Annotated in this window: 19 protein-coding genes and 1 tRNA gene; 13 read left to right on the plus strand and 7 right to left on the minus strand. The window is 60.6% G+C overall.

Translation table 11 applies throughout. From position 1 onward, the window contains the following. The first annotated feature begins 67 nt into the window (after positions 1 to 67). Entirely contained in the window at positions 68 to 1,321 is a 1,254-nt protein-coding gene (serB, locus tag A37O_RS0103900; protein ID WP_018296191.1) for a phosphoserine phosphatase SerB, read from the plus strand. Beyond that, the gene (locus A37O_RS0103905; RefSeq protein WP_018296192.1) at positions 1,321 to 2,067 is read left to right on the plus strand and encodes a peptidyl-tRNA hydrolase; all 747 of its coding nucleotides are present in this window, start codon (positions 1,321 to 1,323) and stop codon (positions 2,065 to 2,067) included. The genes serB and A37O_RS0103905 overlap by 1 nt, the downstream gene beginning before the upstream one ends. A 154-nt stretch (positions 2,068 to 2,221) precedes the next feature. Here the strand turns inward: A37O_RS0103905 and A37O_RS0103910 are convergent, their stop codons facing one another. From A37O_RS0103910 to A37O_RS0103930, 5 genes are all read right to left on the minus strand, one after another. Further along, a complete protein-coding gene (locus A37O_RS0103910) occupies positions 2,222 to 2,842 on the minus strand; it encodes a hypothetical protein (protein WP_018296193.1) in 621 nt (206 codons plus the stop codon). 78 nt (positions 2,843 to 2,920) lie between these two features. Continuing rightward, entirely contained in the window at positions 2,921 to 3,667 is a 747-nt protein-coding gene (locus A37O_RS0103915; RefSeq protein ID WP_026196121.1) for a Crp/Fnr family transcriptional regulator, read from the minus strand. Between the two features lie 24 nt (positions 3,668 to 3,691). Then, positions 3,692 to 5,674 (minus strand): ATP-dependent DNA helicase, encoded by a 1,983-nt coding sequence (locus A37O_RS0103920; protein ID WP_018296195.1) that lies wholly within the window; start codon positions 5,672 to 5,674, stop codon positions 3,692 to 3,694. Between the two features lie 11 nt (positions 5,675 to 5,685). Beyond that, a complete protein-coding gene (locus A37O_RS0103925) occupies positions 5,686 to 7,026 on the minus strand; it encodes a nicotinate phosphoribosyltransferase (protein WP_026196122.1) in 1,341 nt (446 codons plus the stop codon). 87 nt (positions 7,027 to 7,113) lie between these two features. Then, on the minus strand, positions 7,114 to 7,644 hold the full coding sequence (locus tag A37O_RS0103930) for a CAP domain-containing protein (protein WP_018296197.1): 531 nt from the start codon (positions 7,642 to 7,644) through the stop codon (positions 7,114 to 7,116). Positions 7,645 to 7,823: 179 nt separating this feature from the next. On the opposite strand from A37O_RS0103930, the gene clpS reads away from it, so the two are divergent. The 9 genes from clpS (at position 7,824) to rdgB (ending at position 14,118) form a co-directional block, all read left to right on the plus strand. Then, positions 7,824 to 8,111 (plus strand): ATP-dependent Clp protease adapter ClpS, encoded by a 288-nt coding sequence (clpS, locus tag A37O_RS0103935; RefSeq protein WP_018296198.1) that lies wholly within the window; start codon positions 7,824 to 7,826, stop codon positions 8,109 to 8,111. Between the two features lie 59 nt (positions 8,112 to 8,170). After that, complete coding sequence (locus tag A37O_RS0103940) at positions 8,171 to 8,707, plus strand: DUF2017 domain-containing protein (protein WP_018296199.1); 537 nt, start codon at positions 8,171 to 8,173, stop codon at positions 8,705 to 8,707. 34 nt (positions 8,708 to 8,741) lie between these two features. After that, complete coding sequence (locus A37O_RS0103945) at positions 8,742 to 9,689, plus strand: P1 family peptidase (protein ID WP_018296200.1); 948 nt, start codon at positions 8,742 to 8,744, stop codon at positions 9,687 to 9,689. Positions 9,690 to 9,769: 80 nt separating this feature from the next. Further along, positions 9,770 to 10,420: a rhomboid family intramembrane serine protease gene (locus tag A37O_RS0103950; protein ID WP_018296201.1), complete on the plus strand. Its 651-nt coding sequence runs from the start codon at positions 9,770 to 9,772 to the stop codon at positions 10,418 to 10,420. A gap of 154 nt (positions 10,421 to 10,574) precedes the next feature. Further along, positions 10,575 to 11,048, plus strand: a complete 474-nt coding sequence (locus tag A37O_RS0103955; protein ID WP_026196125.1) for a MarR family winged helix-turn-helix transcriptional regulator — start codon at positions 10,575 to 10,577, stop codon at positions 11,046 to 11,048. Between the two features lie 11 nt (positions 11,049 to 11,059). Then, entirely contained in the window at positions 11,060 to 11,911 is an 852-nt protein-coding gene (gene murI / locus A37O_RS0103960; protein WP_018296203.1) for a glutamate racemase, read from the plus strand. A gap of 50 nt (positions 11,912 to 11,961) precedes the next feature. Beyond that, positions 11,962 to 12,732, plus strand: a complete 771-nt coding sequence (locus tag A37O_RS0103965) for an MBL fold metallo-hydrolase (protein ID WP_026196127.1) — start codon at positions 11,962 to 11,964, stop codon at positions 12,730 to 12,732. Between the two features lie 49 nt (positions 12,733 to 12,781). Continuing rightward, complete coding sequence (gene rph / locus A37O_RS0103970) at positions 12,782 to 13,513, plus strand: ribonuclease PH (protein ID WP_018296205.1); 732 nt, start codon at positions 12,782 to 12,784, stop codon at positions 13,511 to 13,513. Beyond that, a complete protein-coding gene (gene rdgB / locus A37O_RS0103975; protein ID WP_018296206.1) occupies positions 13,507 to 14,118 on the plus strand; it encodes an RdgB/HAM1 family non-canonical purine NTP pyrophosphatase in 612 nt (203 codons plus the stop codon). The genes rph and rdgB overlap by 7 nt, the downstream gene beginning before the upstream one ends. Here rdgB and A37O_RS0103980 read toward each other — a convergent pair whose 3' ends face one another. Further along, positions 14,119 to 14,511, minus strand: a complete 393-nt coding sequence (locus A37O_RS0103980) for a DUF3817 domain-containing protein (protein ID WP_018296207.1) — start codon at positions 14,509 to 14,511, stop codon at positions 14,119 to 14,121. It lies immediately after the preceding gene. After that, positions 14,512 to 14,985 carry a hypothetical protein gene (locus tag A37O_RS0103985; protein ID WP_018296208.1) on the minus strand — a complete coding sequence of 158 codons (474 nt, stop codon included), beginning with the start codon at positions 14,983 to 14,985 and terminating at the stop codon, positions 14,512 to 14,514. Between the two features lie 101 nt (positions 14,986 to 15,086). On the opposite strand from A37O_RS0103985, the gene A37O_RS0103990 reads away from it, so the two are divergent. Further along, a tRNA-Leu gene (locus tag A37O_RS0103990) sits at positions 15,087 to 15,171 on the plus strand. A gap of 286 nt (positions 15,172 to 15,457) precedes the next feature. Next, the gene (locus A37O_RS14590; RefSeq protein ID WP_018296209.1) at positions 15,458 to 24,298 is read left to right on the plus strand and encodes a type I polyketide synthase; all 8,841 of its coding nucleotides are present in this window, start codon (positions 15,458 to 15,460) and stop codon (positions 24,296 to 24,298) included.

Raw genomic sequence — 24,298 nt, forward strand, 5'->3', positions numbered from 1 at the left:
AAATCCACCGGCAACGCATTGCCACAACAGATACTTAAAACAATTTTCAAGGACGTGACATTTCCTCGTGACCAATGAAGTAGTCGAACTGCAGCCGGGGCTTGAGCATGCAGTTGTAACTGTCACCGGGCCGGACCGCCCGGGCGTATCAGCCGCGACATTCCGCGTGCTTTCTAGCCACAGCGTTCAGCTTCTTGATGTCGAGCAAGCTAACTTTCGTGGCAATCTTTACCTGGCAGCCTTCATTGGTGTCAACGCAGCGAAGACGGACGAAGTTCGTGAGGGCTTGTCGGAAACTCTCAAGGGTTACGGCCAGCGCGTCACCGTCGAAGTCGGCTCCGAGGTTGCCATCAAGAGTTGTCCACGTTCTACCCACGTTGTGGTGATGCTGGGTAATCCAGTCACAGCGGAGCACGTTTCCGAAGTCGGCCGCACTGTAGCCAACTATGATGCCAACATTGACCGCATCCGCGGTATTGCCGACTACCCAGTCACGGGCCTCGAGCTCTACCTCACCATCCCAGAGTCTGCTCACGAGCACGGCAAAGCAATCCGTGAGGCGTTGGCGGAGCTCGCACCTCGCCTGGGCATCGATCTCGCCATTGAAGAAGCGGGTCTTGCTCGTCGTGCGAAGCGCCTGGTGTGCTTCGACTGCGATTCCACCCTGATTACCGGTGAAGTCATTGAAATGCTCGCCGCACATGCTGGCAAAGAAGCAGAGGTTGCCGAAGTAACAGAGCGCGCGATGCGCGGTGAGCTCGATTTCGAGGAATCCCTGCGCGAGCGTGTGAAGACTCTTGCTGGGCTGGACGCCTCGGTCATCGATGCTGTTGCTGCGGACATCGAGCTGACCCCGGGTGCGCGTACCACCATTCGTACGCTCAAGAAGATGGGGTATAGCACCGCGGTCGTCTCCGGTGGGTTCATCCAGGTGCTCGCGGATCTCGCTGAGGATCTTGAACTGGACTACGTGCGGGCGAACACCCTTGAAATCGTCGATGGCAAGCTGACGGGCAACGTGATTGGCAAGGTCGTCGATCGGAAAGCTAAGGCGGAGTTCCTCGCGGAATTCGCGGCTGATTCGGGCCTCGAGATGGCACAAACTGTCGCCGTGGGCGACGGTGCGAATGACATCGATATGCTCTCGGCAGCCGGCCTTGGTATCGCTTTTAATGCCAAGCCAGCGTTGAAGGAAGTTGCTGATACTTCGGTGACCACACCATTTTTGGACACTGTGCTTCACATCATGGGTATTCCTCGGAGTGAGATTGATTCCTCCGATCTGGAGGAAGGCACTTATCGACGAGTACCGTTGCAATAATGCAGTCTGATCTCATTGCTAAGGCACACGATTTCCTCGCGACAAGTGTTTCCAACGACCGACGAGAGCACAGCGAAAACCCCGACGACCCGGCCACAGTGCAGGCAATGCAGATTGCTTTGTACATCCCGAAGTCGGAGCAACCCGCCCGCAATGATTTACTCGTCGCCACCGCCCAGGCGGTGGTGGGGGTGTGTCTGGCTCCGGAGGCGATCAGCGATGAGATCTGGCATTCCCACCTAGAGCAATGGTATGGACACTTGATTAGAAAGGTCGCCCGGCGGGGTCGGAACAAAGCCTGGGACGACGTGCAGGCCCTCGCTGGTGTCACAACCAGTTTTGGTAGCGCTCGAGTGCGTGCCTTCATTCCTTCTGCCGTGAGCGAAGTACCGGCAGAAATTAAGAAGTTGCAGATCCAGGGCACTGATGTGCACGAAGGTGGCGAGGCGCATTTCCATCCTGAGCTGCCGACCATTGCAGTAGATGCCTCACTGCAGATGACAGCCGGCAAGGCTGCAGCCCAGGTGGGCCACGCGAGTATGCTCTTTGCGGCCTCCCTTCCTACGGATCAAGCGGTGGCGTGGGCTCAGGCAGGGTTCCCACTCAATGTGGTGGAAATGCAGGGCGAAGATTACCACAATTTCATTTCCCACGAGGATGCTGTATTGGTGCGCGATGCTGGCTTTACCGAAGTCGCGCCCGATTCGATAACAGTTGCCGCTCGCCCCGGAACACTAACGGCATAGGCCCTATTCTTGGGGCTTAGCGCCAAAAATCTTGGAGATCCACGAATTGTGGGCCTTTACTGGTGTGGGCTCCAGCTCTGCAGAAAGAAAAGGCAATGCCCGATCTTCGAGAAGCCGCATCAAATAAGGGATGAATTCGGGATCAGCAACCAGCTCATAATAATCCAGGGAAGCTATGCGGTTCGACGCGGGAATCGAATACTCGAAATGCCCCAACCTGTGTGCCGTGCCTTGGCGGTGTTGACTTCACCCACAGCCCAGCCTTTTCTCGCCGAAAGCCGGCTGGTTCGACAACGTGGGCAATGGAAGACGCAAGTTCGTTTTGCGCCTGGCCACGGACGGTCTTGAGCTCAGGCATAGAGACACGGAGCCTGCGTGCCCGCTCGGCGAGGACCTCTGGATCCTCCATCCCTCTGTTGATTCGCCAATTGAATTCGCTGGGCGGGCTGGCCTGGTCCAGAATCCTTTGATCTGTATTCTTTCCCGCGGCAATGATGCGGCGCAACGTTTCCAGGCTCAGCGTCACTGGACCGACTTCGAGATGGTAGCCCACACCGCGGGTGGATAAAGATTCGACAAGTTGCAGTAGACGCTGCGAGGTTCCGGCGTACCACTCATCATTAAACAACTGGGTGGTGAACACAGGCTCACGTGCTAAGGCTCGGTCGTACAAATCGGCAATGGTTACATCCGTGAAGCGATGGAGCTCACGCAATGTTTGGGAATCTAGCGATGAGGGTGTGACGAATACGTCGAGGTAGACAGAGTCGTTCATACGCACTCCAATCGCGGGCCCGAGTTGGCCGATGGATTGAGTCCCAGTGTAGTCCCAGGCAAGAGGAGAAACTTCCCCTTAGCCGTCCAAACTGTGGGCAATATCCTCGAGGAGATCAACATTGAGAATGCGCACCCACTCGCGACCGGAGTCGATGATCTCCTTCTTCTTCAGGCCCGACATTGCGCGAGAGGCAGATTCCACAGTGGTGCCTGCCATTCCGGCGATGTCTTCGCGGCGTACTTTCACCTGAATCAGGTGGCTTCCGTCTGACATGTGCTGACCCATTTTTTCGTCGAGACGCAACAACACGGCAGCGACGCGCTGCTCGACGGTGCGGGAGACGTGTGCGACCTCGCGATCATTGGCTTCCGTCAGCCGGGCCTGCTGCAGCTGCAACAAGGCCACACCAACCGAAGGCCAGCGCTCGAGTACTTCCGCCAACGCGGTGTGCTCGAGGTAGAGGGCACAGGTGGTTTCCATCGCCCAGGCGGAACTTTCCGCGGTGGCCACATGCGAGGAGATCGGCCCAACGATGTCACCAGGTGCGGCGATATCGATGGTGATGTTGCGCCCATCGGCGGTGTCGCGGGACATGCGGACGCGACCATGGACAATCAGATAGCTGCCTTCGGATTCCTCGCCGGCGAAGACAATCGGTTCGTCAGCGCCCCACGCCCAAGCGGAGACGTAGGTATCCAACAAGAGGTGATCATCGTGGGTTAAGTGCTTGGTCAGGGGATTGCGGGCAAGCGCATTAAGCCGCACGTCAAGCCCGCATTCATGCGGTTGGGCGCAGCTGGAACGAACCGGGTTACGAGCCATGATTTAACACTATCTCAATCGTATTTATTTAGGTACGGGGGCAACTAATCGTCGTAAAGCGCCTCGCACGACGTCGGGATCTGAGGTCGACCAGAAATCGGGCAGGCTCTTGCGCAGGAAACTGCCGTAGCGCTTCGTCTCCAAACGTGGGTCGAGCACGGCCACGACGCCGCGGTCATCGACGCTGCGCAGCAATCGGCCCGCGCCCTGCGCCATGAGCAGCGCGGCATGCGTCGCGGAGACCTCCATAAATCCCGAACGGCCGGCGGCATCGGCGGCCTTGGCGCGCGCCTGCTGCAGCGGATCGTCGGGACGGGGGAAGGGAATCCGGTCGATGATCACGAGCGAGAGGGAACGCCCCGGCACGTCGACACCCTGCCACAGCGTCAGAGTGCCGAAGAGGCAGACATTCTCGCTCGCAGAGAACTTATCGACGAGTGCCCCCGTGGAATCTTCTCCTTGGACCAAAATATCGAAGGGAAGGCGCTTCTGCATCGCCTCCGCAGCCTGCTGGGCAGCGCGTTTCGACGAGAAAAGCCCGAGCGTGCGACCCCCGGCGGCCGTGATGAGACCGGCGATCTCGTCAAGCGTCTCCTCGGCAAGACCGTCGCGACCGGGCTGGGGGAGGTGCTTCGCCGTGTATAAAATTCCTGATTTGCGGGGATCGAACGGGGTGCCCGCGTCGAGGGAATCCCAGGTGCCATCGGGCAGCCCCCAACTTGCGGCCATAGCGTTGAAATTGCCACCGACGTTCAACGTCGCCGAGGTGAGAACAACAGTCTGTTCGCCGAAGAGTTTTTCGCGGAGCAACCCGGACACGGACAGGGGAGCCACGGCCACGGTGTCGCCGAAGCGTTTGGAGCGCTCGAGCCAGACCACGTCGTCATAGTCGGCAGGGTTGTCCTCGTCGAAGACCTCGAGGATGCGCACGATGGCGTCGTGTTGGTCTTGGATGTGATTTTTTAAGTTCTCGCGCTCGGCGAAGCGTTCGGGATCGTTGGCGGATTCGCCGTCCGGGGCCTTGGAAATGGCCTCCCGTGTTTTCCAGAGAGCGTCACGCACACCGACGAAAGCGCCGCGGGCTGAATCGGAAATGTTTTCCCAGCGTCCCGGTTCTTCCAGATCGACAGTCGCGGTGAAGTCGTCGATTACCTTTTCCAGGTCGTCTTTCTCTCGTGTCGCGTTGAGCTTGCCGGCGCGACGAGCAGACATGCTGAGCGCGCGGGCGGAGATCTCCGAGGTGGCCACCGAGGTGATTCTGCCGTCGAGCTCGTGGGCCTCGTCGACGATCACGACGTCGTGCTCGGGAAGAATATCCACATCAGCCAGCGCATCGATGGCCAACAGCGCGTGGTTGGTGACCACGATATCGACGTCTTTCGTGCGCGCCTTCGCCAGCTCGGCGAAGCACTCCGCGCCGTGCGGGCAGCGGGTGGCGCCCAGGCACTCGGCGGAGGTAACAGAGACCTGGCGCCAGGCCATGTCGGGCACACCGGGTTCAAGGTCGTCGCGGTCGCCGGTTTCGGTTTCCTGCGCCCAATCGTGCACGCGAGCAACTTGTTTACCCATCCATGAGGTTTGCGAGGTGCTCTCATCGTCGAAAAGCGCTTCTGGTGGCTCATCTGGGACGGCGAGCTTGTGCAGGCAGACGTAATTTGAGCGGCCCTTCTGGATCGCGAAGGTGGGCCTTTTCTCCATCAGGGGCTCGAGCGCATCGGCGAGACGGGGGAGGTCTCGCTCGACGAGCTGGCGCTGCAGCGCGATGGTGGCGGTGGAGACAATGACGGTGGTGTCGCTGGCCTGGGCGTGACGAATCGCCGGCACGAGGTAGGCCAAGGACTTACCCGTGCCCGTGCCTGCTTGGACGGCGAGGTGGCGCTCGGAATCGAGCGCGGAGGTGACAGCTTTTGCCATGGCGACCTGGCCAGGGCGCTCGGCGCCCCCAAGCGCTGCGACGGCGGCGCTGAGCAGGTCGGTGGTTGTTTGGTTTAAAGGCTGGTCACTCACAACGAAAGAGTCTAGCGACTATCGTCTTCCGGGAAGCCCACCAGCCGGGTCGGAATAGCGGGTTCGTCGCGCGAGAGAGCCAAGCCCTCCCACGGCAACGTGTGGATTTGTTCCGCGAGGTAGTCGCGAGATTCCTCCAGGGTCGGCTGTTGCTCGATTTCACCCGCACGGACCAGGGGAACGACCAGCTGGCGACAGGTTAACCCAGCCTTCTCCGGTTCCGGATGATCAGCGGGGGTGACAACTTCTTCTACTGCAACACCGGTATTCCGATAAGCGCGCACTGCGGTCTTGGTGCCACCCATCATCGTCTTGCCACGGGAGCGTTTCGCCACAGGATGGCCGTCCACCTCGACTAGCTTGTACACCATGCCCGCGGTGGGGGCGCCGGAACCGGTGACCACGGAAGTGCCCACACCGTAGACATCAACAGGATCGCCACGCAGACCCGCGATGGCGAATTCGTCGAGGTCGGAGGAGACAACGATCTTCGTGTTATAGGCACCCAGTTCGTCGAGCTGTCGGCGGACGCGACGGGTAACCGCCCCGAGATCTCCAGAGTCGATGCGCACGCCTCCGAGCTCGGTGCCGGCGACCTCGATAGCGTTGGCTACTCCCTGAGTGATGTCGTAAGTATCCACGAGCAAGGTGGTGTCCACGCCGAGGGACTCGATTTGAGAGCGGAAGGCTTCCTTCTCGTTGGCGGAGCCATCCTCGTTGATGTGCAACAGCGTCCAGGCGTGAGCCGATGTGCCCGAGGCGGGAACACCGTAACGGTATTCTGCTTCCATATTGGAGGTCGCTTCGAATCCCGCGAGGTAAGCTGCGCGGGCAGCAGTAACGGCTGCGTATTCGTGGGTGCGGCGCGAACCCATCTCAATGATCGGGCGGCCGTCGGCGGCAGTAACCATGCGCGATGCTGCCGAGGCGATAGCGGAATCCGCATTCATGATAGACAGGACCACTGTCTCGAGGACGACACATTCGGCGAAAGTGCCGCGCAACGTCAGAATCGGGGAGTAAGGGAAGTAGAGCTCACCTTCGCGGTACCCATCGATATCACCGGAGAACTTGTAATTGCGCAAGTACTCAATGGTGCCCTCGTCGAGGAAGTCGAGGGTGGCTAACTGTTCCTCGGTAAAACGAAAATCCCTAATCGCGCGGAGTACGCGTGCCGTGCCGGCGACGACGCCGTAGCGGCGCTCGTTGGGAAGTTTTCGCGAGAACACTTCAAAGGAAGAGGCACGGTGCGCTGTACCGTCGTGGAGCGCCGCCTCAAGCATTGTTAACTCATATTTATCAGTGAGAAACGATGTTGAGCGTTCTGGACTAGTTGAGGAAGATGCATTCACAGTTTCCCAGCATATCGCAGGGACCTAGGTCACAGCGAGGGTCAAGCGAGAGTCAGCGAGGGAAATAGTGACGATATTGTGGCAAAGCTATTGCGAAAACACCACTGTAATCCACACATTGCCGTGCCCCTGCGCGACACCGATGCCGACGTGTTCGTGGCGAGAATCGAGGAAAACTCCAGTATGAGCGTCCGAATAGAGGAAAGCATCGAGCAATGAGCGGCCCGTGGCGCTTTCCACTGGGAGGTGGTGTTGGACCATCGCTACTGGTTGGTTGAGGTTTTCTTCCACCCCGGTCACCGCGTTGCCTTCAGCGTGCGCCTGGGCGATACGTTGTAGTTCAAGATCCATCGTGACTGGACCCACCCCAGGCTCCGCAGAACGCAGCACGAGTACAGCATAGAAGAAATCCTGGCGGATCTGTTCGAGGTTTTGACCGTCCTCGAAGGAGGGGTCCACATATCCGCTATTGCGGTCATCGTCGAGCGGGGCTGAGGGTGTCTGAGAAGTAGACGCAGCAAACACGGTGGCAAGCAACGCGATGACGACGCTGAGTGCTGCAGCAGCAGGGCGAAGCATGTCGCGGTAGCGGTTGAGGAGTGCGGCGAGGTCAGACATACGTGTCCTTTAAATCGAACTAATCGAACAGAATCGTACAGGAGATGTTGAAAGAATTTTCAGCGGGGTTTAAGTAAATCCTAACTTATAGGTTGGTGGCGTACTTACCCACCTGCACTTCGTCGCTGTCATTGAGTATTCTTTATTACATGAACGGAAATCCACGCATGGGATCCCCTATGGCCACCCCGGACCTCGACGAACAGCTTGAAGTTGACGTCGCCTCCGCGGAGAACCTGCCGTGGATGTGCATAGTCTGGGATGATCCCGTCAATTTGATGAGCTACGTGTCGTATGTTTTCCAAACCGTCTTGGGATACGACCGGAAGCGGGCCAACGAACTGATGATGCAGGTCCATACAGAAGGTAAGGCTGTTGTCTCTACCGGCGAGAAGGACAAAGTCGAAGGCGATGTGAAAAAGCTCCACACCGCCGGCCTCTGGGCCACAATGCAGCAAGCAGGCTAGAAAAGCAGCCGCAAAAAAGTAAGACAGACCGAGTAAAGAAACAACGGAGAGGAAGTTGTATGGAGGCTTGGCGCAGGAAAAAGGGTTTGATGCGAAGCGTCAAATACACCACCAAGTTTGATCCGATGGAGCGCGAGATCCTCGGCGACCTCACCGCAACGGTGTCAGAGGCATTGATCGGTCGTGCCCAATCCGCACCGAAAGATGAGCTGGCACAGATGATGGATCTTCCCTCGGGGCATAAGGATGCGCCGCAGGATCCCTCCCTTGCCCGCTTGTTGCCGGACTTCGAGCGCGATGGCGACGAAGAGTACGAAGGCGACAATTCCTTGCTGCGCAGCCTGCACGAGACCGACATTATTAAGACCAAACTGCAGAACCTGCAAGTAATTAATACGGCACTCGGCCCCGATGGGGGTGTGGAGGTGTCCCTCGACGAGGCCGAGGCGCGCCAGTTCCTTGCCGGGCTCAACGATCTGCGCCTGTATGTATCTGCAGATGAGCGCGGCGGCGAGGGCGCGGAGCAAGACCGGCAGAACCTCGTCGAGTGGATGGGTTATTGCCAAGAGAGTCTGCTCGACGTACTAGCTAACTAATCGTCAGAAAAGGCCCGGAAGGGAAGGCACCCACATGAGCGGAACGATCCTTGATGTCCCCGGCATCCGAGTAGGCCATCAGTCTCTTGGCTCAAGCGGGGTGACCGCCATCGTCTCCGACGCGCCGGGTGGGATGGTCGGTGCCGTCGACGTGCGCGGAGGCGGCCCCGGGACACGCGAGACCGACCTGCTCGCACCCCACAACACGGTCGAGCGTGTGCACGCGGTCATCTTGTCGGGTGGCTCCGCGTTTGGGCTCGCCGCCGCTGATGGCGCGATGCGCGAGTTGGAGTCGCGCGGTCGCGGCTTCGCGGTGTTCGGGGAGGGCAACCCCGGGCCGCGGGTGCCCATTGTTCCCGCGGCCGTCATCTTCGATCTGATCCTGGGCGACCCGATTCGGCCATCGGCAGACGACGGAGCCCGCGCGGTCGCGGCAGCATTCGATGCGCCCGACTCCTCGTCGGGAAGCATTGGCGCCGGGTGCGGGGCGACGGCAGGTGTGCTGCGGGGCGGCTTCGGGCAGGCATCATCGCTTGTCGACGAGTACGTGGTCGCAGCGGCGGTTGTGGCAAACCCCATGGGCAACGTGATTGATGAGGCGACCGGTGAGTTCTTCGCTGCGGGGGATCACGGCGTCGTCGATAAGCAAGCTTTTCGTGCTCTTGAGCGACCCATGCCGAAGCTGAACACGACCATCGGCGTCATTGCGACGAACGCCCCTGTGCCGGTGGCGCAGCTGCAGCGTCTGGCCATGACCGGGCATGATGGACTGGCTCGGGCGGTGCGACCTGCGCATTCGCCACTTGATGGCGATACCTTGTTCGCTGTTTCCACTGCAGAGGAGACACAGGTGCAAGACTCGATGCTGTTGGGCAGACTCTGTGAGGCGGCTGCGCAGTGCGTCGAAGAGGCGATCGTTGATGCTGTGAAGAGCGCACAAGTTGGATATAACGTAAAGACGTGGCAAGAGATTGCACAGTAAGCTAGCCACTAATGACTTACTATCCGCCGAACTCCAGCTATAACTCCCCGTACTCGCAACAGCCGTCGGGGAGGCGCCCCATGCAGCCTTACGGCAATCAGATGCCGAACCAGGTGCCCAAAAAGCATGCACGCAGCTACGGGGCCAAGACCGGATTAACCTATGCCATCGGCTACCTCGTGGTGATTTGGGCAGTCTTCTTCGTCGACGAGATCTTTTTCTTCGGCAATTTGAAGGCCTTCGGAATCCACCCGCTGGATCCGGCTGGTCTACCAAATATTTTCACTTCGCCACTTCTCCACGCCAACCTGGAGCACTTGATCTCTAACTCGATTCCGGGTGCGATTTTCTGTTTCATCATCGGATTCTCGGGCCACAGAGTGTTCTGGGAGGTCACGGGAATAGTCACGGTCGTCGGCGGGGCCGGCGTGTGGCTCTTCGGCGGAATTGGCACGAACCACATTGGCGCCTCCGGTTTGGTGTACGGCTGGTTGTTCTACCTCGTTGTTCGGGGCATCTTTAACCGTTCCTTCCGGCAGATTTTGTTGGGTGTTGTTCTCGGCTTTGCCTATTCGGGCTTGGTGTGGGGCATGCTCCCCGGTACTCCGGGTGTGAGTTGGCAGGCGCACCTGTTCGGGGCAGTGGGAGGCGTTCTCGCCGGGATGATTATTACCTCCGATGATCCGCCGGCGCTGCAGGCGAAGCGACGTGCTCGCCAAGCACGGAGATAGTTCCTGTGTGACGGCAGGGATTGATCTGGCAATTTCATAAAATCGACATGAAAGAATTTTCATCTCGACTGGTCAATTCGATGCTTACTTGAGAAAGCGTTTTGTAGTCGGTCCGTTGTGCTATCTTTATTAAATCGTTACGTACAATGCCAGTATGAGTACTGAAAGAGTCACATTCCTCAACGAGAAGGAGTCGCGAACGTGGGGGAATTTATGGTCATTACATGTGGCCTTACCCGCGAAGTTAGATGCGCGACTCAAGCGAGAAGCCGGAATCGGTCACTTTGATTTCATGGCTCTGCGAGAAATTTCCGTGAGCCAGCAGGGCGCAATTCGCTTAAGCGAGCTTGCCACTGCGACAGATATGTCGCTTTCGCACCTTTCCAGGGTGATTACGCGGTTGGAGAAGAACGGCCTGGTTCGTCGTATTCCCGATGCACAAGACGGGCGCTCGACCATCGCGGAGTTAACCTCCGAGGGCAAGAAGGTCGTTGAGACAGCCGAACCAGAACACACCTCGGAGATACGGCGAATCTTTTTCGACAACCTGGACGAAAGTGAACTTCACGCCGTTGATTCGGCGATGGCCAAAATCGCGAAGGCCTTGCACTCTGATAGAAACGCGTAAGATTCCTAATTGTGACTCCGCCAAACTTCAATGCCCAGCTGAATTCGGCCCCTGCAGATGATGCAGGCAATAATGCCCCGATCGGAGTTTTCGATTCAGGTGTTGGCGGGCTGACGGTCGCACGCGCGATCATGGAACAACTGCCCGGAGAGTCGATCACTTATATTGGCGATACAGCCAACGGCCCCTACGGGCCTCTCCCCATCGCAGAAGTGCGTCAACATGCGATGAAGATCGCTGATGAGCTAGTCGAACGCGGATCCAAAATGCTGGTCATTGCCTGCAACACGGCAACAGCTGCCTTCTTGGCCGATGCGCGTGAACGCTACGATATACCCGTTGTCGAAGTAATCCGTCCCGCAGTGCGACGCGCCATGGCGACAACACGCAATGGCAAAGTCGGCGTCATCGGAACGGCCGGCACCATCAAATCCGGCGCTTACCAGGATCTGTTCTCCCTGAACCCGGACGTCGAAGTCACCGCAGCTGCGTGCCCCGCCTTCGTTGATTTCGTTGAGCGCGGCGTGACAGCCGGACGCCAAATTCTCGGCGTTGCACAGGGCTATCTCGAACCTCTGCAAGCTGCGGGAGTGGACACGCTCGTCCTCGGGTGCACCCATTACCCTTTGCTATCGGGTGTAATCCAACTTGCAATCGGTGATCACGTTACGCTTGTGTCATCAGCAGAAGAGACCACCAAGGATGTCATGCGTGTGCTGACAGAGAAGGACATGTTCGCTGACCCCGATCATGAGCCCGTGGTGGCCTTCGAATCGACTGGTGATGTTCGCACCTTTAAACAGTTGGCAAGTAGATTTCTGGGTCCTGCGCTGCAGAATGTGCAGCACATTGAGACGGCATAAAATTTGCCGTGTCGCCTGAATTTCTGCGCGATACGTGGGACAGTATTGATATGAAATTGACCATCTTAGGCTGCTCCGGATCCTTGGGGGCTCCGGGCAATCCAGGTTCTTCCTACCTGGTCGAGGTTCATGATTCCCCAGCGATCGTGATGGATCTAGGGCCGGGATCCGTCGCTGCTCTGCAATCAGTGCGCAACCCATCGGACGCACACCTGGTCTTTTCTCATCTCCATCAAGACCATTGCTCTGATTTCACCTCCTTGGCCATCTGGCGCCGTTACCACCCAGAATTGGCGGCACAAGGGAGAAACCTACTTTTCGGCCCTTCGTACGCACCAGAGCTATTTGGGCGCATGGGAGCTGATGGCCCAGGTGATTTCGACGATATCTCTGATACGTTCGCGGCCGCAGCGTGGGTTCCTTACCAAAAAGAACTCCTCGGACATGCGACTGTTACTCCTTATCCCGTCGTACACCCTGCCCAGGAATCGCATGCATTGCGCGTAGAAGAGACTTCTCTCGGAAAAGTTCTGACCTATTCAGGTGACTCCGCCTACACACCACTGCTCGTCGATGCTGCTCGCGATGCAGACCTTTTCCTCTGCGAAGCAGCGTGGGGTCCAAGCAGCGAAGGTAAAGCAGCAGGGATGCATATGTCCGGTGCAGAAGCTGGACAGGTGGCGCGAGAGGCAAACGTGAAGAAGCTGGTGCTGGTCCATATTCAGCCGTGGGCGGATCAGGAAAAGACACTTGCTGCGGCTGCCGAAGAATTCGACGGTGAGATTGTCGTCGGCTACCCGGGCCAGGAATTTACTCTTTAGGGCGGGAGGCAGCGGGCTGTAGGGAGCTGCGCCTAGTAACCTGGGGTGCATGACTGAAACTTTCCAACGCGCCGATGGCCGAGAACTAGATCAACTGCGTGCCGTCAGGATTACGCGCGGATTTACTGATAACCCAGCAGGCTCCGTGCTGGTTGAATTCGGCAACACCCGTGTGATGTGCACGGCCAGTGTTGAAGAGGGCGTGCCACGGTTCAAGAAGGACTCTGGAGAAGGCTGGCTCACCGCGGAATACGCAATGCTGCCTTCGGCGACCCACGACCGTATGCCACGTGAATCCATGAAGGGCAAGGTCAAGGGCCGCACGCATGAAATCTCGCGCCTCGTCGGTCGTGCACTGCGCGCGGCGGTCGATCTCTCCCAGCTCGGCGAGAACACCATTCAACTCGATTGCGACGTGCTCCAGGCCGACGGCGGCACTCGCACAGCCTCCATTACCGGCGCCTATGTCGCCCTGGCAGACGCGATTGACGTGCTCAAGCAACGCGGCGTCGTACCAGGAGAGCCGCTGCTACAGCCGATTGCCGCTGTCTCGGTGGGCATCGTCGACGGCCAGATCTGCCTCGACTTGCCTTACGAGGAAGATTCCCGTGCTGAGGTCGACCTCAACGTCGTAATGCAGGAATCCGGCAACTTTGTTGAAATTCAGGGCACTGGAGAAAACGGCCTCTTTGGACGCGAGGAACTCGACGCAATGCTCGACGTTGCACAGAAGGGCTGCTCCGAACTCGTCGCAGCTCAAAAGGCGGCGCTGGGATGGTAGACATCCTCGTCGCCTCCGGGAACGCCAAAAAGCTCCGCGAGCTGGAAACGGTGCTGCAGGAATCGTCGATAAGCGATGTCGTGCTCCACTCTTTGAAGGACGTTGCCGCCTACCCGGAACCCGCGGAAACAGGGCTGACTTTTGAGGAAAACGCACTGATTAAGGCCCGTGCGGGGGCACAAGCCACTGGAATGGCGTGCATTGCCGACGACTCGGGCTTGGCGGTTGCGGCCTTGAACGGAATGCCCGGTGTGCTCTCGGCGCGGTGGTCGGGTACGCATGGCGACGATCAGGCGAACAATGATCTGCTGCTGGCCCAGATGACGGATATTGCGCTGCGCGATGCGGCGTTCGTTTCCTGCTGCGCGCTGGTCGTGCCGGGAGGAGAAGAGCACACCGCCGAAGGCCGCTGGGAGGGCACACTGCTCACGCAGCCTCGTGGAGAGAACGGTTTCGGCTATGACCCACTCTTCGAGCCCGTCGATGCGCCGGGGCGCTCAAGTGCGGAACTGACCCCGGACGAGAAAAACGCCCGCTCCCATCGGGGGCAGGCGTTGCGTGAGCTCGCGCAGTGGATTGCTGTGCTAGCGCATCAGGCTGGCTGATTAAGCCTCGTTGAGCTGGAACTTCTTGGTGACTTCGTCGCGGCGCCACTTCTCCACGAAGAAGGAGAGGAACGGGACGACGCCACCGAGAACCGTGACAATCCACTGAGGCATGGTCCAGCGCGCCTTCAGCCCCAGGTTGAGTGAGGCCAGGAAGAAGAACAGGTAGCACCAGCCGTGGGCGATGGCCACCCAGCCGAACATACTGACGTCCATGTGCAGCAAGTATTGCATGACCATCCGGACAACAAGCAGCAACAACATGATGCCGGTGATCCACGCAGTGGCGGAGAAGAGGTTCAGCGCAGTTTTTACGCGGCGCTTCCGCTCTGGGTGGATCTTCGGTGTCTTTTGATCGGCGTTGCCTGCTGGCGGGTTCGTAGGGGTGGTCATCTAGTCACTTTCTGAATTCTCGGGGCGCTGACGGCGCGGTTGGTTCAATTCGTTGAACTCTTCGACGTTGATCTCGGGCCGCTCGGGGAGGAAATCCTCTTCGATTTCTGTGATCTCGGGCTCTTCGTTAGCGTCGCCGAACTCCTTGAGGTCGGCTTCGTAAAGATAGTCCAAATCATCGGCATCATTTTCGGCATCGATCTTGTCGTTCTCCATCTTGATGCCCATGCGATAGGCGTAGACAAAGAAGAAACCGAAGAGAGGCCACTGCAAGGCATATCCTAAGTTCTGAAACGTGCCGGAGCCCTCTTGGAAACGAGTCCACTGCCACCACGCCAACAATAAGGTGGTAATCACGGCTGCGACCAGCAGCACAACGTGCCAAGCCTTAATCTTGATCCGCGAACGCTTAGGAGCACCCTCGGCGGGCTTCTCTGCGCCTGCTGCCTCGTGGAAATCCTTTGTATCGCTCACAACGCTTGAGTGTATCAAGTCGAACTAAAGTTGTAACATTCCGAGGCGATATGGGTGCGATTTTGTGTTACGGAACTCATGAGTAAGATAAAACGAGCTACGGGCTTGTGGCGGAATTGGCAGACGCGCTGGATTTAGGTTCCAGTGTCTTCGGACGTGGGAGTTCAAGTCTCCCCAGGCCCACCATGTGATTACTCGCAGCACTGTATTACTACGGTGCTGCGAGTTTTTTGCTTCACGACGACGCCCCCTGCCGAACCTAACGCACCGCAAAATCGCAGTCGGCTGGCCCCGCTCGAAAAACCCTGCAACACTTTCTAGTGTGAAATGACTTGATCGTCTTTAAAGAGTAATATCTCTCTCCACGACTGAAAAGATGAAGAAATCCTCACGATTTGTGGGTCGCTTCAGCTCACGTCATCAACCGTGAAAATCGTATTTCCAGCAAAACACCGTAGTAGGAGTCTTCCGCGTGACAGATGCAAAAACCAACCCTGGTCAGGTTCGCCTCAACGAAAAGCTTGGCACCGGCCCCGGTAAGGAGCCCTTTGCCATGTCCTTTTCTGGGCAAGGGTTTGATTGGTTGCCAACTCTGAACACCGCCTTGACTGCAGGCGTTGGATCTGCGCTGAACGCACTCGTCGAGAAGTCCCGCGAGCTGCTTAGCCCGCTGGGCGATGAGCTCGCGGCATACCGCCCGTTCGGATTCGATCCCGTTGCGTGGGCCGAAAGCGAGACCAACCATGCGTTTGATGCCTCCGACGCCGCCGTCAGCGTCCCAGGTGTGCTCGTCTCCCAGCTCGCGGTCGTTGAAAGCCTTAAGCGTCAAGGGCTGCTTATCGACGAGCGGAGCACCGCCATCGGTCACTCCCAGGGCATCCTCGGCGTGGCCGCACTCGAGAATGACCCAGCAGAAATCCTCGCCATCGCGGAATTGATTGGTGTCGCCATCACGCGTGGCGGACGCCTCGAAGGCCTCGTGCGCAGCGTCGATGCTGCTCCGATGGTCTCCATCGGCAACATCACGCGCGAACAGCTGGACCAGGCGCTCGCCGGCACCGATCTTGCCGTCGCCCTGTGCAACGGCCGCACCAACTTTGTTGTCAGCGGTAACCCAGAGCAATTAGATGTAGTGGTCAAGCGCCTCGAAGCTGCATCCGCCAAGGACAAGAAGGCCGTAGAGAACAAGCGTCGCGGTGGCCTGCCGTTCAACCCGACCTTTGCTCCTTTGAATATTCAGGTGGCTTTCCACCACCCAGCACTAGAACCTGCTGTGGACCAGGTCGAAGCATGGGCCAAGACTGCAGGGCTGAACACCGAGCTCGCCCGCGAGCTGGCACACAAGGTTATGGTCGCGCCGGTCGATTGGCTGGCAGAAACCCGCGACCTCGCCGATCAAGGCGTGCAGTGGGTCTTGGAAGTCGGGCCAACCAAGGGAGTCGCAAGCCTGACCAAGGCCAACGTCGCAGGTCTGGGCATCGGAGTCCTTCCGGTCGCTGACGCAGAGGGCCAGTCGCGCCTCTTTGATTACGGCATGGCTCCTGTTGCGCCTCGCGCGTACTCCGAGTTCGCGCCACAGGTTATTCAGCGCGGCGGCAAGAACCGACTGCAGACCCGTTTCACTGAAGTCACTGGTCGCAGCCCGATCCTGCTGGCAGGCATGACACCATCGACGGTGGATCCCGAGATCGTCGCAGCCGCAGCCAACGCTGGTTTCTGGGCTGAGCTCGCAGGCGGCGGCCAGGTCACCGAAGAGGTCTTGGAAGACAACCTTGCTCGTCTGACTGAGCTGCTCGAGCCGGGTGTCAACGCTCAGTTCAACTCGATGTTCCTTAACCCACAGCAGTGGCGTATGCAGATCGAGGGCAAGCGCATGGTTCCGCGCGCTCGTCGCAACGGCACCCCGATCGACGGCGTTGTTGTTTCTGCGGGCATCCCGCCACACGACGATGCGGTAGCACTCGTCGAGAACTTGCGCGAAAGCGGCATTCCATGGGTGGCGTTTAAGCCGGGCGCGGTCGCGCAGATCTCGAAGATCCTCAAGATCGCCGACGACTTGGCAGACACCCCCATCCTGATGCAGCTTGAGGGAGGCAAAGCCGGCGGTCACCACTCTTGGGAGGACCTCGACGAACTGCTCATCTCCGCCTACGACGACATTCGCTCCCGCCAAAACGTCGTGCTCATTGTCGGCGGCGGCGTGGGCACCCCGCAAGGTGCTGCCGATTACTTGAGTGGCCAGTGGTCCCTCAAGCACGGCCTCCCAGCTATGCCTGTCGACGGCATCCTCGTGGGCACCGCAGCAATGGCCACCAAGGAATCCACGGCTTCCGAATCCGTCAAGCAGCTGCTCGCCGAGACCTCCAGCATCGAAGGCTGGGTAGGCAAGGGCGAGGGCCGCGACGGCATGGCGTCGGCAATCTCCCAGCTCGGCGCCGACCTCTACGAAATCGACAACTCCTGGGCTCGCACCGGCCGCCTCATCGACGAGGTCAACGGTGATGCCGAGGCAGCCGAGGCGCGTCGCGACGAAATCATCGCAGCGCTTGCCACAACCTGTCGCCCTTACTTCGGGGCAACCGCGGAAATGAGCTATGAGCAGTGGCTTCGTCGCTACGCGGAGCTCTCCGCACCGAACGGCACCGGCTGGGTGGATATCACCTGGTACACCCGCTTCGCCGACATGCTCGAGCGCGCCGAGGCACGCCTGAACGAGCAGGACCACGGCGAATTCACCCCTGTGGTCGAGCCAACCTTTGAGGCCGATCCGAGCACGCTTATCGACGAGCTGGTGGCCGCCTACCCCCAGGCCACCACGCAGAAGCTGCACCCTGCCGACACCGACTGGTTCGTCGCGCTGTGCCGCCGCCCAGGCAAGCCTGTCGGCTTCGTGCCCGCCATCGACGCTGACCTGCGCCGCAGTTACCGCACGGACTCGCTCTGGCAGGCCCACGACGAGCGCTACGACGCCGATGCCGTGTGCATCATCCCGGGCATCGTCGCCGTCGACGGCATCGAGCGGGCAAACGAACCTGTCGCTGAACTGCTCGGACGTTTCGAGCAGGCCGGCGTCGAGGCCATTGACACGACACCGCTTCGCGACGAGGCCACCGCCTCCGAGCGCATCCTGCGCGCACCGGGCCTGAACTGGGCAGGTCTCGAGCAGACCAGCCTGATCACCCGCCTTGGCGACGCCGAATACACCCTGGAAGACATCGACGCGGACACCGCGGCGCTGACCGTCAACGTTGGCCAGACCGATCTGACCATCAAGATCCAGGCACCTTCTGACCCAGCGTTTAGCCCGAAGGTCACCCAAGCAGACGCCGAGCAGGCCATGCTGGAGCTGACCCGTGTTGCTGCCGGCGGAGAACTCGCACCTGTGTCTGATGGCATTGCGACTTGGACTGCATCCCTGAGCACAATTGACCGCGCGGACTACGACAACGTCACCGCGGGTTACCTTCCAGCTGCCACCGGCGGTGCCCCTGACGTGCTCGTCGGCAAGGCTTGGCCTGCCGTTTTCGCGGCCGTGGCCGACGCCAAGATCCCGGGCACTGAGGACCTTGCTGTGGAAGGAATGCTCTCTCTGGTGCACCTGGAGCACCACCTGACCATGCTGGCACCGCTGCCAGACGAGGACACTGAGCTGACTGTCACCGCGCATACCGACGAGGTTGCCGACACCGGCCTCGGTCGCGTGGTGGTCGTGCGCGCGGAGATCTTCGCCGACGGCGCAGAGCTGGCCACCCTGTCCGAGCGTTTCGCCATCCGTGGGCGCGCCGGGAAGGCGACGGCTACGACGAACTCGTCGGCTCTGCCGTCGATCATTGACACCCCGCACTCGCACCGCGGCTACGCCCAGGTGATGACTCCGCAGTCGATGCTGCCGTTCGCAGTTGTCTCCGGCGACCGCAATCCGATCCACGTCTCCGACAACGCAGCACGCCTGGCAGGCCTGCCCAACGGCGTAATCGTGCACGGCATGTGGACCTCGGCGATTGCCCAGCTCATGGCAGTCGATGCCGGCGGCGAAATCATCGAGTACACCGCTACGATGCTGGCTACCATCTTGCCGGGCTCGGAAATCTCCATCGACGTTGAGCGCACGGGTATCGACGACCGCGTGGGCCGCGGCGAAGTGCGCACCGTGTCGGTCACCGCCGACGGCGAGCTTGCCGTCAAGGCCACCGCGGTGCTGCGCGAACCACGCACCTTCTACGGCTTCCCAGGCCAGGGCATTCAGTCCCAGGGTATGGGCATGGATTCCTACGCGTCCTCACCTGCGGCTCGTGCCGTATGGGACCGCGCAGATCAGCACACCCGCGCGAAGCTGGGCTTTTCCATTCTGGAGATCGTGCGCAACAACCCAGCCGAGGTCGTTGTCGATGGGGAAGCGTTCCACCACCCCGATGGTGCTTTGTTCCTGACCCAGTTCACCCAGGTGGCCATGGCTACCTTGGGCTGCGCCCAGATCGCTGAGATGCGCGAGGCGCATGTACTCAACGAGGATGCCTTCTTCGCTGGCCACTCCGTGGGCGAGTACAACGCTCTTGCTGCCTACGCAGAGGTGCTCTCCCTCGAAGCCGTCGTGGAGATCGTCTACCGTCGCGGCCTGACCATGCACCGCCTGGTTGAGCGCGACGAGGACGGCAACTCCAACTACGCACTGGCCGCACTGCGCCCCTACAAGATGGGTCTGGCCAGCGCCGATGTGGAATCCTACGTGGAGCAGCTGTCCAAGGCCACGGGCGAGTTCCTCGAGATCGTGAACTACAACATCGACGGCCGCCAGTATGCTGTGGCCGGCACCTTGGCAGGTTTGAAGGCTCTCGGCGCCGACGCGGAACAGCGCGGCCCCGGCCAGCGCGCGCTGGTGATGATCCCGGGCATCGATGTGCCGTTCCACTCCTCGAAGCTGCTCGGCGGGGTCGACGATTTCCGCGCGCACCTGGATTCCCTGATCCCGGCCGATGTCGACCTGCAGTCCCTCGAGGGCCGCTACATCCCGAACCTGGTGGCACGCCCATTCGAGCTGACCCGTGACTTCGTCGAGTCCATTGCCGAGGTCGTGGAGTCGTCATACATCGAGGCGATTCTCAAGGACTTCGACAAGGCCGCCACCGACCACGTGGCTCTGGGCCGTATGCTTCTGATCGAGCTTCTGGCCTGGCAGTTCGCCTCCCCAGTGCGCTGGATTGAAACCCAGGAGCTGATCTTGACCGATCTGGACATTGAAAGCTTCGTCGAGGTGGGTGTCGGCGCGTCGCCTACGCTCGCGAATATGCTCGGCCAGACCCTGGCTCTGCCGAAGTTCGCTGGCGCCCAGATCGAGGTCAACAACCTCGAGCGCGATCGCGCACGCGTGTTTGCCACCGACGAGATCGTCCGCGAGGTCCCCGAGGTCGAGGAAGCAGAAGCACCTGCTGCGGCAGCGCCTGCAGCGCCGGAAGCAGCGGAACAGTCGCCGAACCCTGCACCGACCGAGGTTCCAGCCGCACCTGCCGCCACCGGTGGCGCACGCCCAGCCGACATCCCATTCACCCCAGCGGATGCGACAGAGATGCTGGTCAGCGTGTGGACGAAGGTCCGCCCCGACCAGATGGGTGCGACCGACTCCATCGAGACTTTGGTGGAAGGCGTGTCGTCGCGACGCAATCAGTTGCTTCTCGACCTCGGCGTCGAGTTCGGCCTGGGCGCCATCGACGGTGCCGCTGATGCCGAGCTCAACGACCTCAAGGTGACCGTGACCAAGATGGCCAAGGGCTACCAGGCCTTCGGTCCCGTCCTCGGCGACTCTGTTGCCGATTCGCTGCGCCGCATTACCGGCCCGACCGGGAAGAAGCCTGGCTATGTCGCCGAGCGCGTCACCGGCGTGTGGCAGCTGGGTCAGGGCTGGGCAGACCACGTCACGGCGGCAGTCGTGATGGGCACCCGCGAAGGAGCCTCCCTGCGCGGTGGCGACCTGGCAACCCTGCCGTCTGCCACTTCTGCAGCCGAGCTCGATGCTTTGATTGATGCGGCTGTCCAAGCAGTCGCTCAGGACCAAGGCGTGGCTGTGGCGCTGCCTTCCTCTGGCGGTGGCGCTGGTGGAGTGGTCGATTCCGAAGCACTCGGCGAGTTTGCCGAGCAGGTCACCGGCGAATCCGGTGTGCTGGCAGAGACCGCCCGCGAGCTGCTGCGTCGTCTCGGACACGAGCACACCACTCCAGAAACCTTCGAGGAGGCCGACGAGGACATCCTCGATCTGGTCACCCGCGAGCTCGGCTCGGACTGGCCTCGCCAGGTCGCACCGTCCTTCGATGCGAACCAGGCAGTGCTTCTCGACGACCGCTGGGCCTCGGCACGCGAAGACCTCGCACGCGGGCTCGACGTGGATGTCACCGGCCTCGGCGAAGACGTCGCGGTCATGGCCGAGTTCCTGGGCAAATCGGTCCAGGCAGCGCAGGCTCGTGACGAATCCCCGTTGGCATATGCCGGCGATGTTGCCGTGGTCACCGGTGCCTCACCCAACGGTATCGGCGCCGCCGTGACCGGTGGGCTGCTGGCTGGGGGAGCGACCGTGATTGTCACGTCCTCGCATCTTGGTCACGACCGACTCGAGTTCTACAAGAAGCTCTACCGTGAACACGCGCGCGGCACCGCGAAGCTGTGGGTGGTGCCGGCGAACCTGTCGGCTATGAACGACCTCGACGCCTTGGTTGAGTGGATTGGCACCGAGCAGACCACCACCGTTGGTGCGGACAAGAAGGTCACCAAGCCGGCACTCGTGCCGACGCTGCTCTTCCCGTTTGCTGCACCGCGCGTGTCCGGAACGCTTGCTGACGCTGGTCCTGCGGCAGAAGCACAGATGCGTCTGCTGCTGTGGTCCGTAGAGCGCCTGATCGCGGGTCTGTCCGCACTGGGTGCTGATACCCACGTGGGCAACCGCGTCCATATCGTGCTGCCTGGTTCCCCGAACCGTGGCCGCTTCGGTGGCGACGGCGCCTATGGCGAGGCGAAGGCCGCCCTCGACGCGGTGGTGACCCGCTGGCACGCAGAACCAGTCTGGGGCAAGCGCACCAGCATCGTCCACGCTCTGATCGGATGGGTGCGCGGCACCGGCCTGATGGGCGGCAACGATCCACTCGTCGACGCCGTAGAGGCCAAGGGCGTGCGCACGTACTCCACCGAGGAGATCTCCGAGCTGTTGCTCGGCCAGATCAGCCCAGAGATCCGTGCTGATGCGGCGAACGGCCCTGTCGTCGCCGACTTCACCGGTGGGCTGGGCCAGGCCGATGTGAATCTGCCTGAGCTTGCTCGCGAGGTTGCGGCGGCGCCGGTCGTCGATAAGCAAGAAGCGGAAGCACCGCGCACGGTGAAGGCACTGCCTACGCCGTATCAGCGCATCGAGTGGACGAAGCCAGACTTCGATGTCAACCAATCGATCGACGACATGGTGGTCATTGTTGGTGCCGCCGAGGTCGGACCGTACGGCTCCTCGCGTACGCGTTTCGACGCCGAGCTCACCGGCGATCTCACCGCCGCTGGTGTCATCGAGCTGGCGTGGTCGATGGGTCTGATTCGCTACGAGAACGGCCAGTGGGAAGACACCGCTGGCAACGAGCTCGACGAGGCCGAAATCTTCGATACCTACCACGACGAAGTGCTGGGTCGTGTGGGTGTGCGTCGCTACCATGACGATTTCCACATGGTCGACAACCTCGCGCCTGAGCTGACCACGATCTACCTCGAGCACGACATGACCTTTACGGTCGATGACCGCGAGACCGCGAAGACCTTCGTGGACTCCGATCCCGAGCACACCACGGCCACCTTTGACGGTGCGGAGTGGAGCGTGACGCGTAAGGCGGGTACTCCGGTGCGCGTGCCTCGTCGCGTGACGATGTCGCGCTTTGTCGGCGGCCAGATCCCTGAGGACTTCGATCCAGCACTGTGGGGTCTGCCAGCGGATATGATCGACAACCTCGACCGCGTGGCGCAGTGGAACCTTGTGGCCACGGTGGACGCGTTCTTGAGCTCGGGCTTTAGCCCGGCTGAGCTGCTCGGTTCGGTGCACCCGGCACGCGTGTCCTCGACGATGGGCACCGGTATGGGCGGCGTGGAATCCCTGCGCTCGCTCTACGTCGACGGAATCCTCGCGGAACCACGTCCGAACGACATCTTGCAGGAGTCGCTGCCGAACGTTGTCGCGGCGCACGTCATGCAGGACTATGTGGGTGGCTACGGCCAGATGATCCACCCCGTTGCAGCCTGTGCCACCGCTGCCGTATCGGTAGAAGAGGGCATGGACAAGCTGCGCCTAGGCAAGGCAGATGTCGTGGTCACAGGCGGTATCGACGACCTGTCCATCGAGGGCATCACCGGCTTCGGCGATATGGCCGCTACCGCTGATTCCGCGGCGATGGAAGCCAAGGGTATCGAGCACCGCTACTTCTCGCGGGCCAACGATAGGCGCCGCGGCGGATTCATCGAGTCCGAGGGCGGCGGCGTGCTGATCCTGGCGCGTGGTCGTGTGGCCTACGAGATGGGCTTGCCTGTCCTCGGCGTGGTGGGCTTCGCGGAGTCCTTCGCTGATGGCGCCCACGTGTCCATCCCGGCTCCTGGCCTTGGCGCGCTGTCCGCAGCCCGCGGTGGCATGGACTCTCGTCTCGCACTGGCGCTGCGTGACCTCGACGTCTCGGCCGACGAGATCGCGATCGTGTCCAAGCACGATACGTCCACCAACGCCAACGACCCGAACGAGTCCGACCTGCACGAGCGCATTGCCCGTTCCCTGGGCCGCGCTGAGGGTAACCCGCTGTACGTGATTTCCCAGAAGTCGCTGACCGGCCACGCCAAGGGCGGCGCCGCTGCCTTCCAGTTGGTCGGCCTGACTCAGGTGTTGCGTTCTGGCTTGGTTCCGGCGAACCGCGCGCTCGATTGCGTCGACCCGGCCCTGAAGAAGGATGCCCACATGGTGTGGCTGCGCGAACCGATCGAGATGGAGGCGAAGGCTGGCCTTGTGACCTCGCTGGGCTTCGGTCACGTCTCGGCGCTGGTTGCCGTGGTGCACCCGGGTGCCTTCCTGTCCGCCCTGCGCAACGCGGGTCTCGACGCGGACGGCTGGTACGCTCGCGCCGCTGCCCGCGAGGAAGCCGGTTTGGCTCGGATCAATGACGCCATCCACGGCGGGGCACCGCTCTACGAGCGCCCGGCAGACCGTAACCTGGGTCATGGTGGCAAGGAGCTTGAGGCAGCAGTGCTTCTCGACGATTCCGCCCGCCTAGTCAATGGTGTCCTACGTACCGGTGAAACGAGTTCGGAGAGCTAA

Source organism: Corynebacterium lubricantis DSM 45231 (assembly GCF_000379425.1).
Taxonomy (GTDB): domain Bacteria; phylum Actinomycetota; class Actinomycetes; order Mycobacteriales; family Mycobacteriaceae; genus Corynebacterium; species Corynebacterium lubricantis.

Coding starts and splice junctions, on each gene's coding strand:
- A37O_RS0103905 (WP_018296192.1), top strand. CDS start 1,321: ATGCAGTCTGATCTCATTGCTAAGGCACACGATTTCCTCGCGACAAGT.
- A37O_RS0103910 (WP_018296193.1), bottom strand. CDS start 2,842: ATGAACGACTCTGTCTACCTCGACGTATTCGTCACACCCTCATCGCTA.
- A37O_RS0103915 (WP_026196121.1), bottom strand. CDS start 3,667: ATGGCTCGTAACCCGGTTCGTTCCAGCTGCGCCCAACCGCATGAATGC.
- A37O_RS0103930 (WP_018296197.1), bottom strand. CDS start 7,644: ATGTCTGACCTCGCCGCACTCCTCAACCGCTACCGCGACATGCTTCGC.
- clpS (WP_018296198.1), top strand. CDS start 7,824: ATGGCCACCCCGGACCTCGACGAACAGCTTGAAGTTGACGTCGCCTCC.
- A37O_RS0103940 (WP_018296199.1), top strand. CDS start 8,171: ATGGAGGCTTGGCGCAGGAAAAAGGGTTTGATGCGAAGCGTCAAATAC.
- A37O_RS0103945 (WP_018296200.1), top strand. CDS start 8,742: ATGAGCGGAACGATCCTTGATGTCCCCGGCATCCGAGTAGGCCATCAG.
- A37O_RS0103950 (WP_018296201.1), top strand. CDS start 9,770: ATGCAGCCTTACGGCAATCAGATGCCGAACCAGGTGCCCAAAAAGCAT.
- A37O_RS0103955 (WP_026196125.1), top strand. CDS start 10,575: ATGAGTACTGAAAGAGTCACATTCCTCAACGAGAAGGAGTCGCGAACG.
- A37O_RS0103965 (WP_026196127.1), top strand. CDS start 11,962: ATGAAATTGACCATCTTAGGCTGCTCCGGATCCTTGGGGGCTCCGGGC.
- rph (WP_018296205.1), top strand. CDS start 12,782: ATGACTGAAACTTTCCAACGCGCCGATGGCCGAGAACTAGATCAACTG.
- rdgB (WP_018296206.1), top strand. CDS start 13,507: ATGGTAGACATCCTCGTCGCCTCCGGGAACGCCAAAAAGCTCCGCGAG.
- A37O_RS0103980 (WP_018296207.1), bottom strand. CDS start 14,511: ATGACCACCCCTACGAACCCGCCAGCAGGCAACGCCGATCAAAAGACA.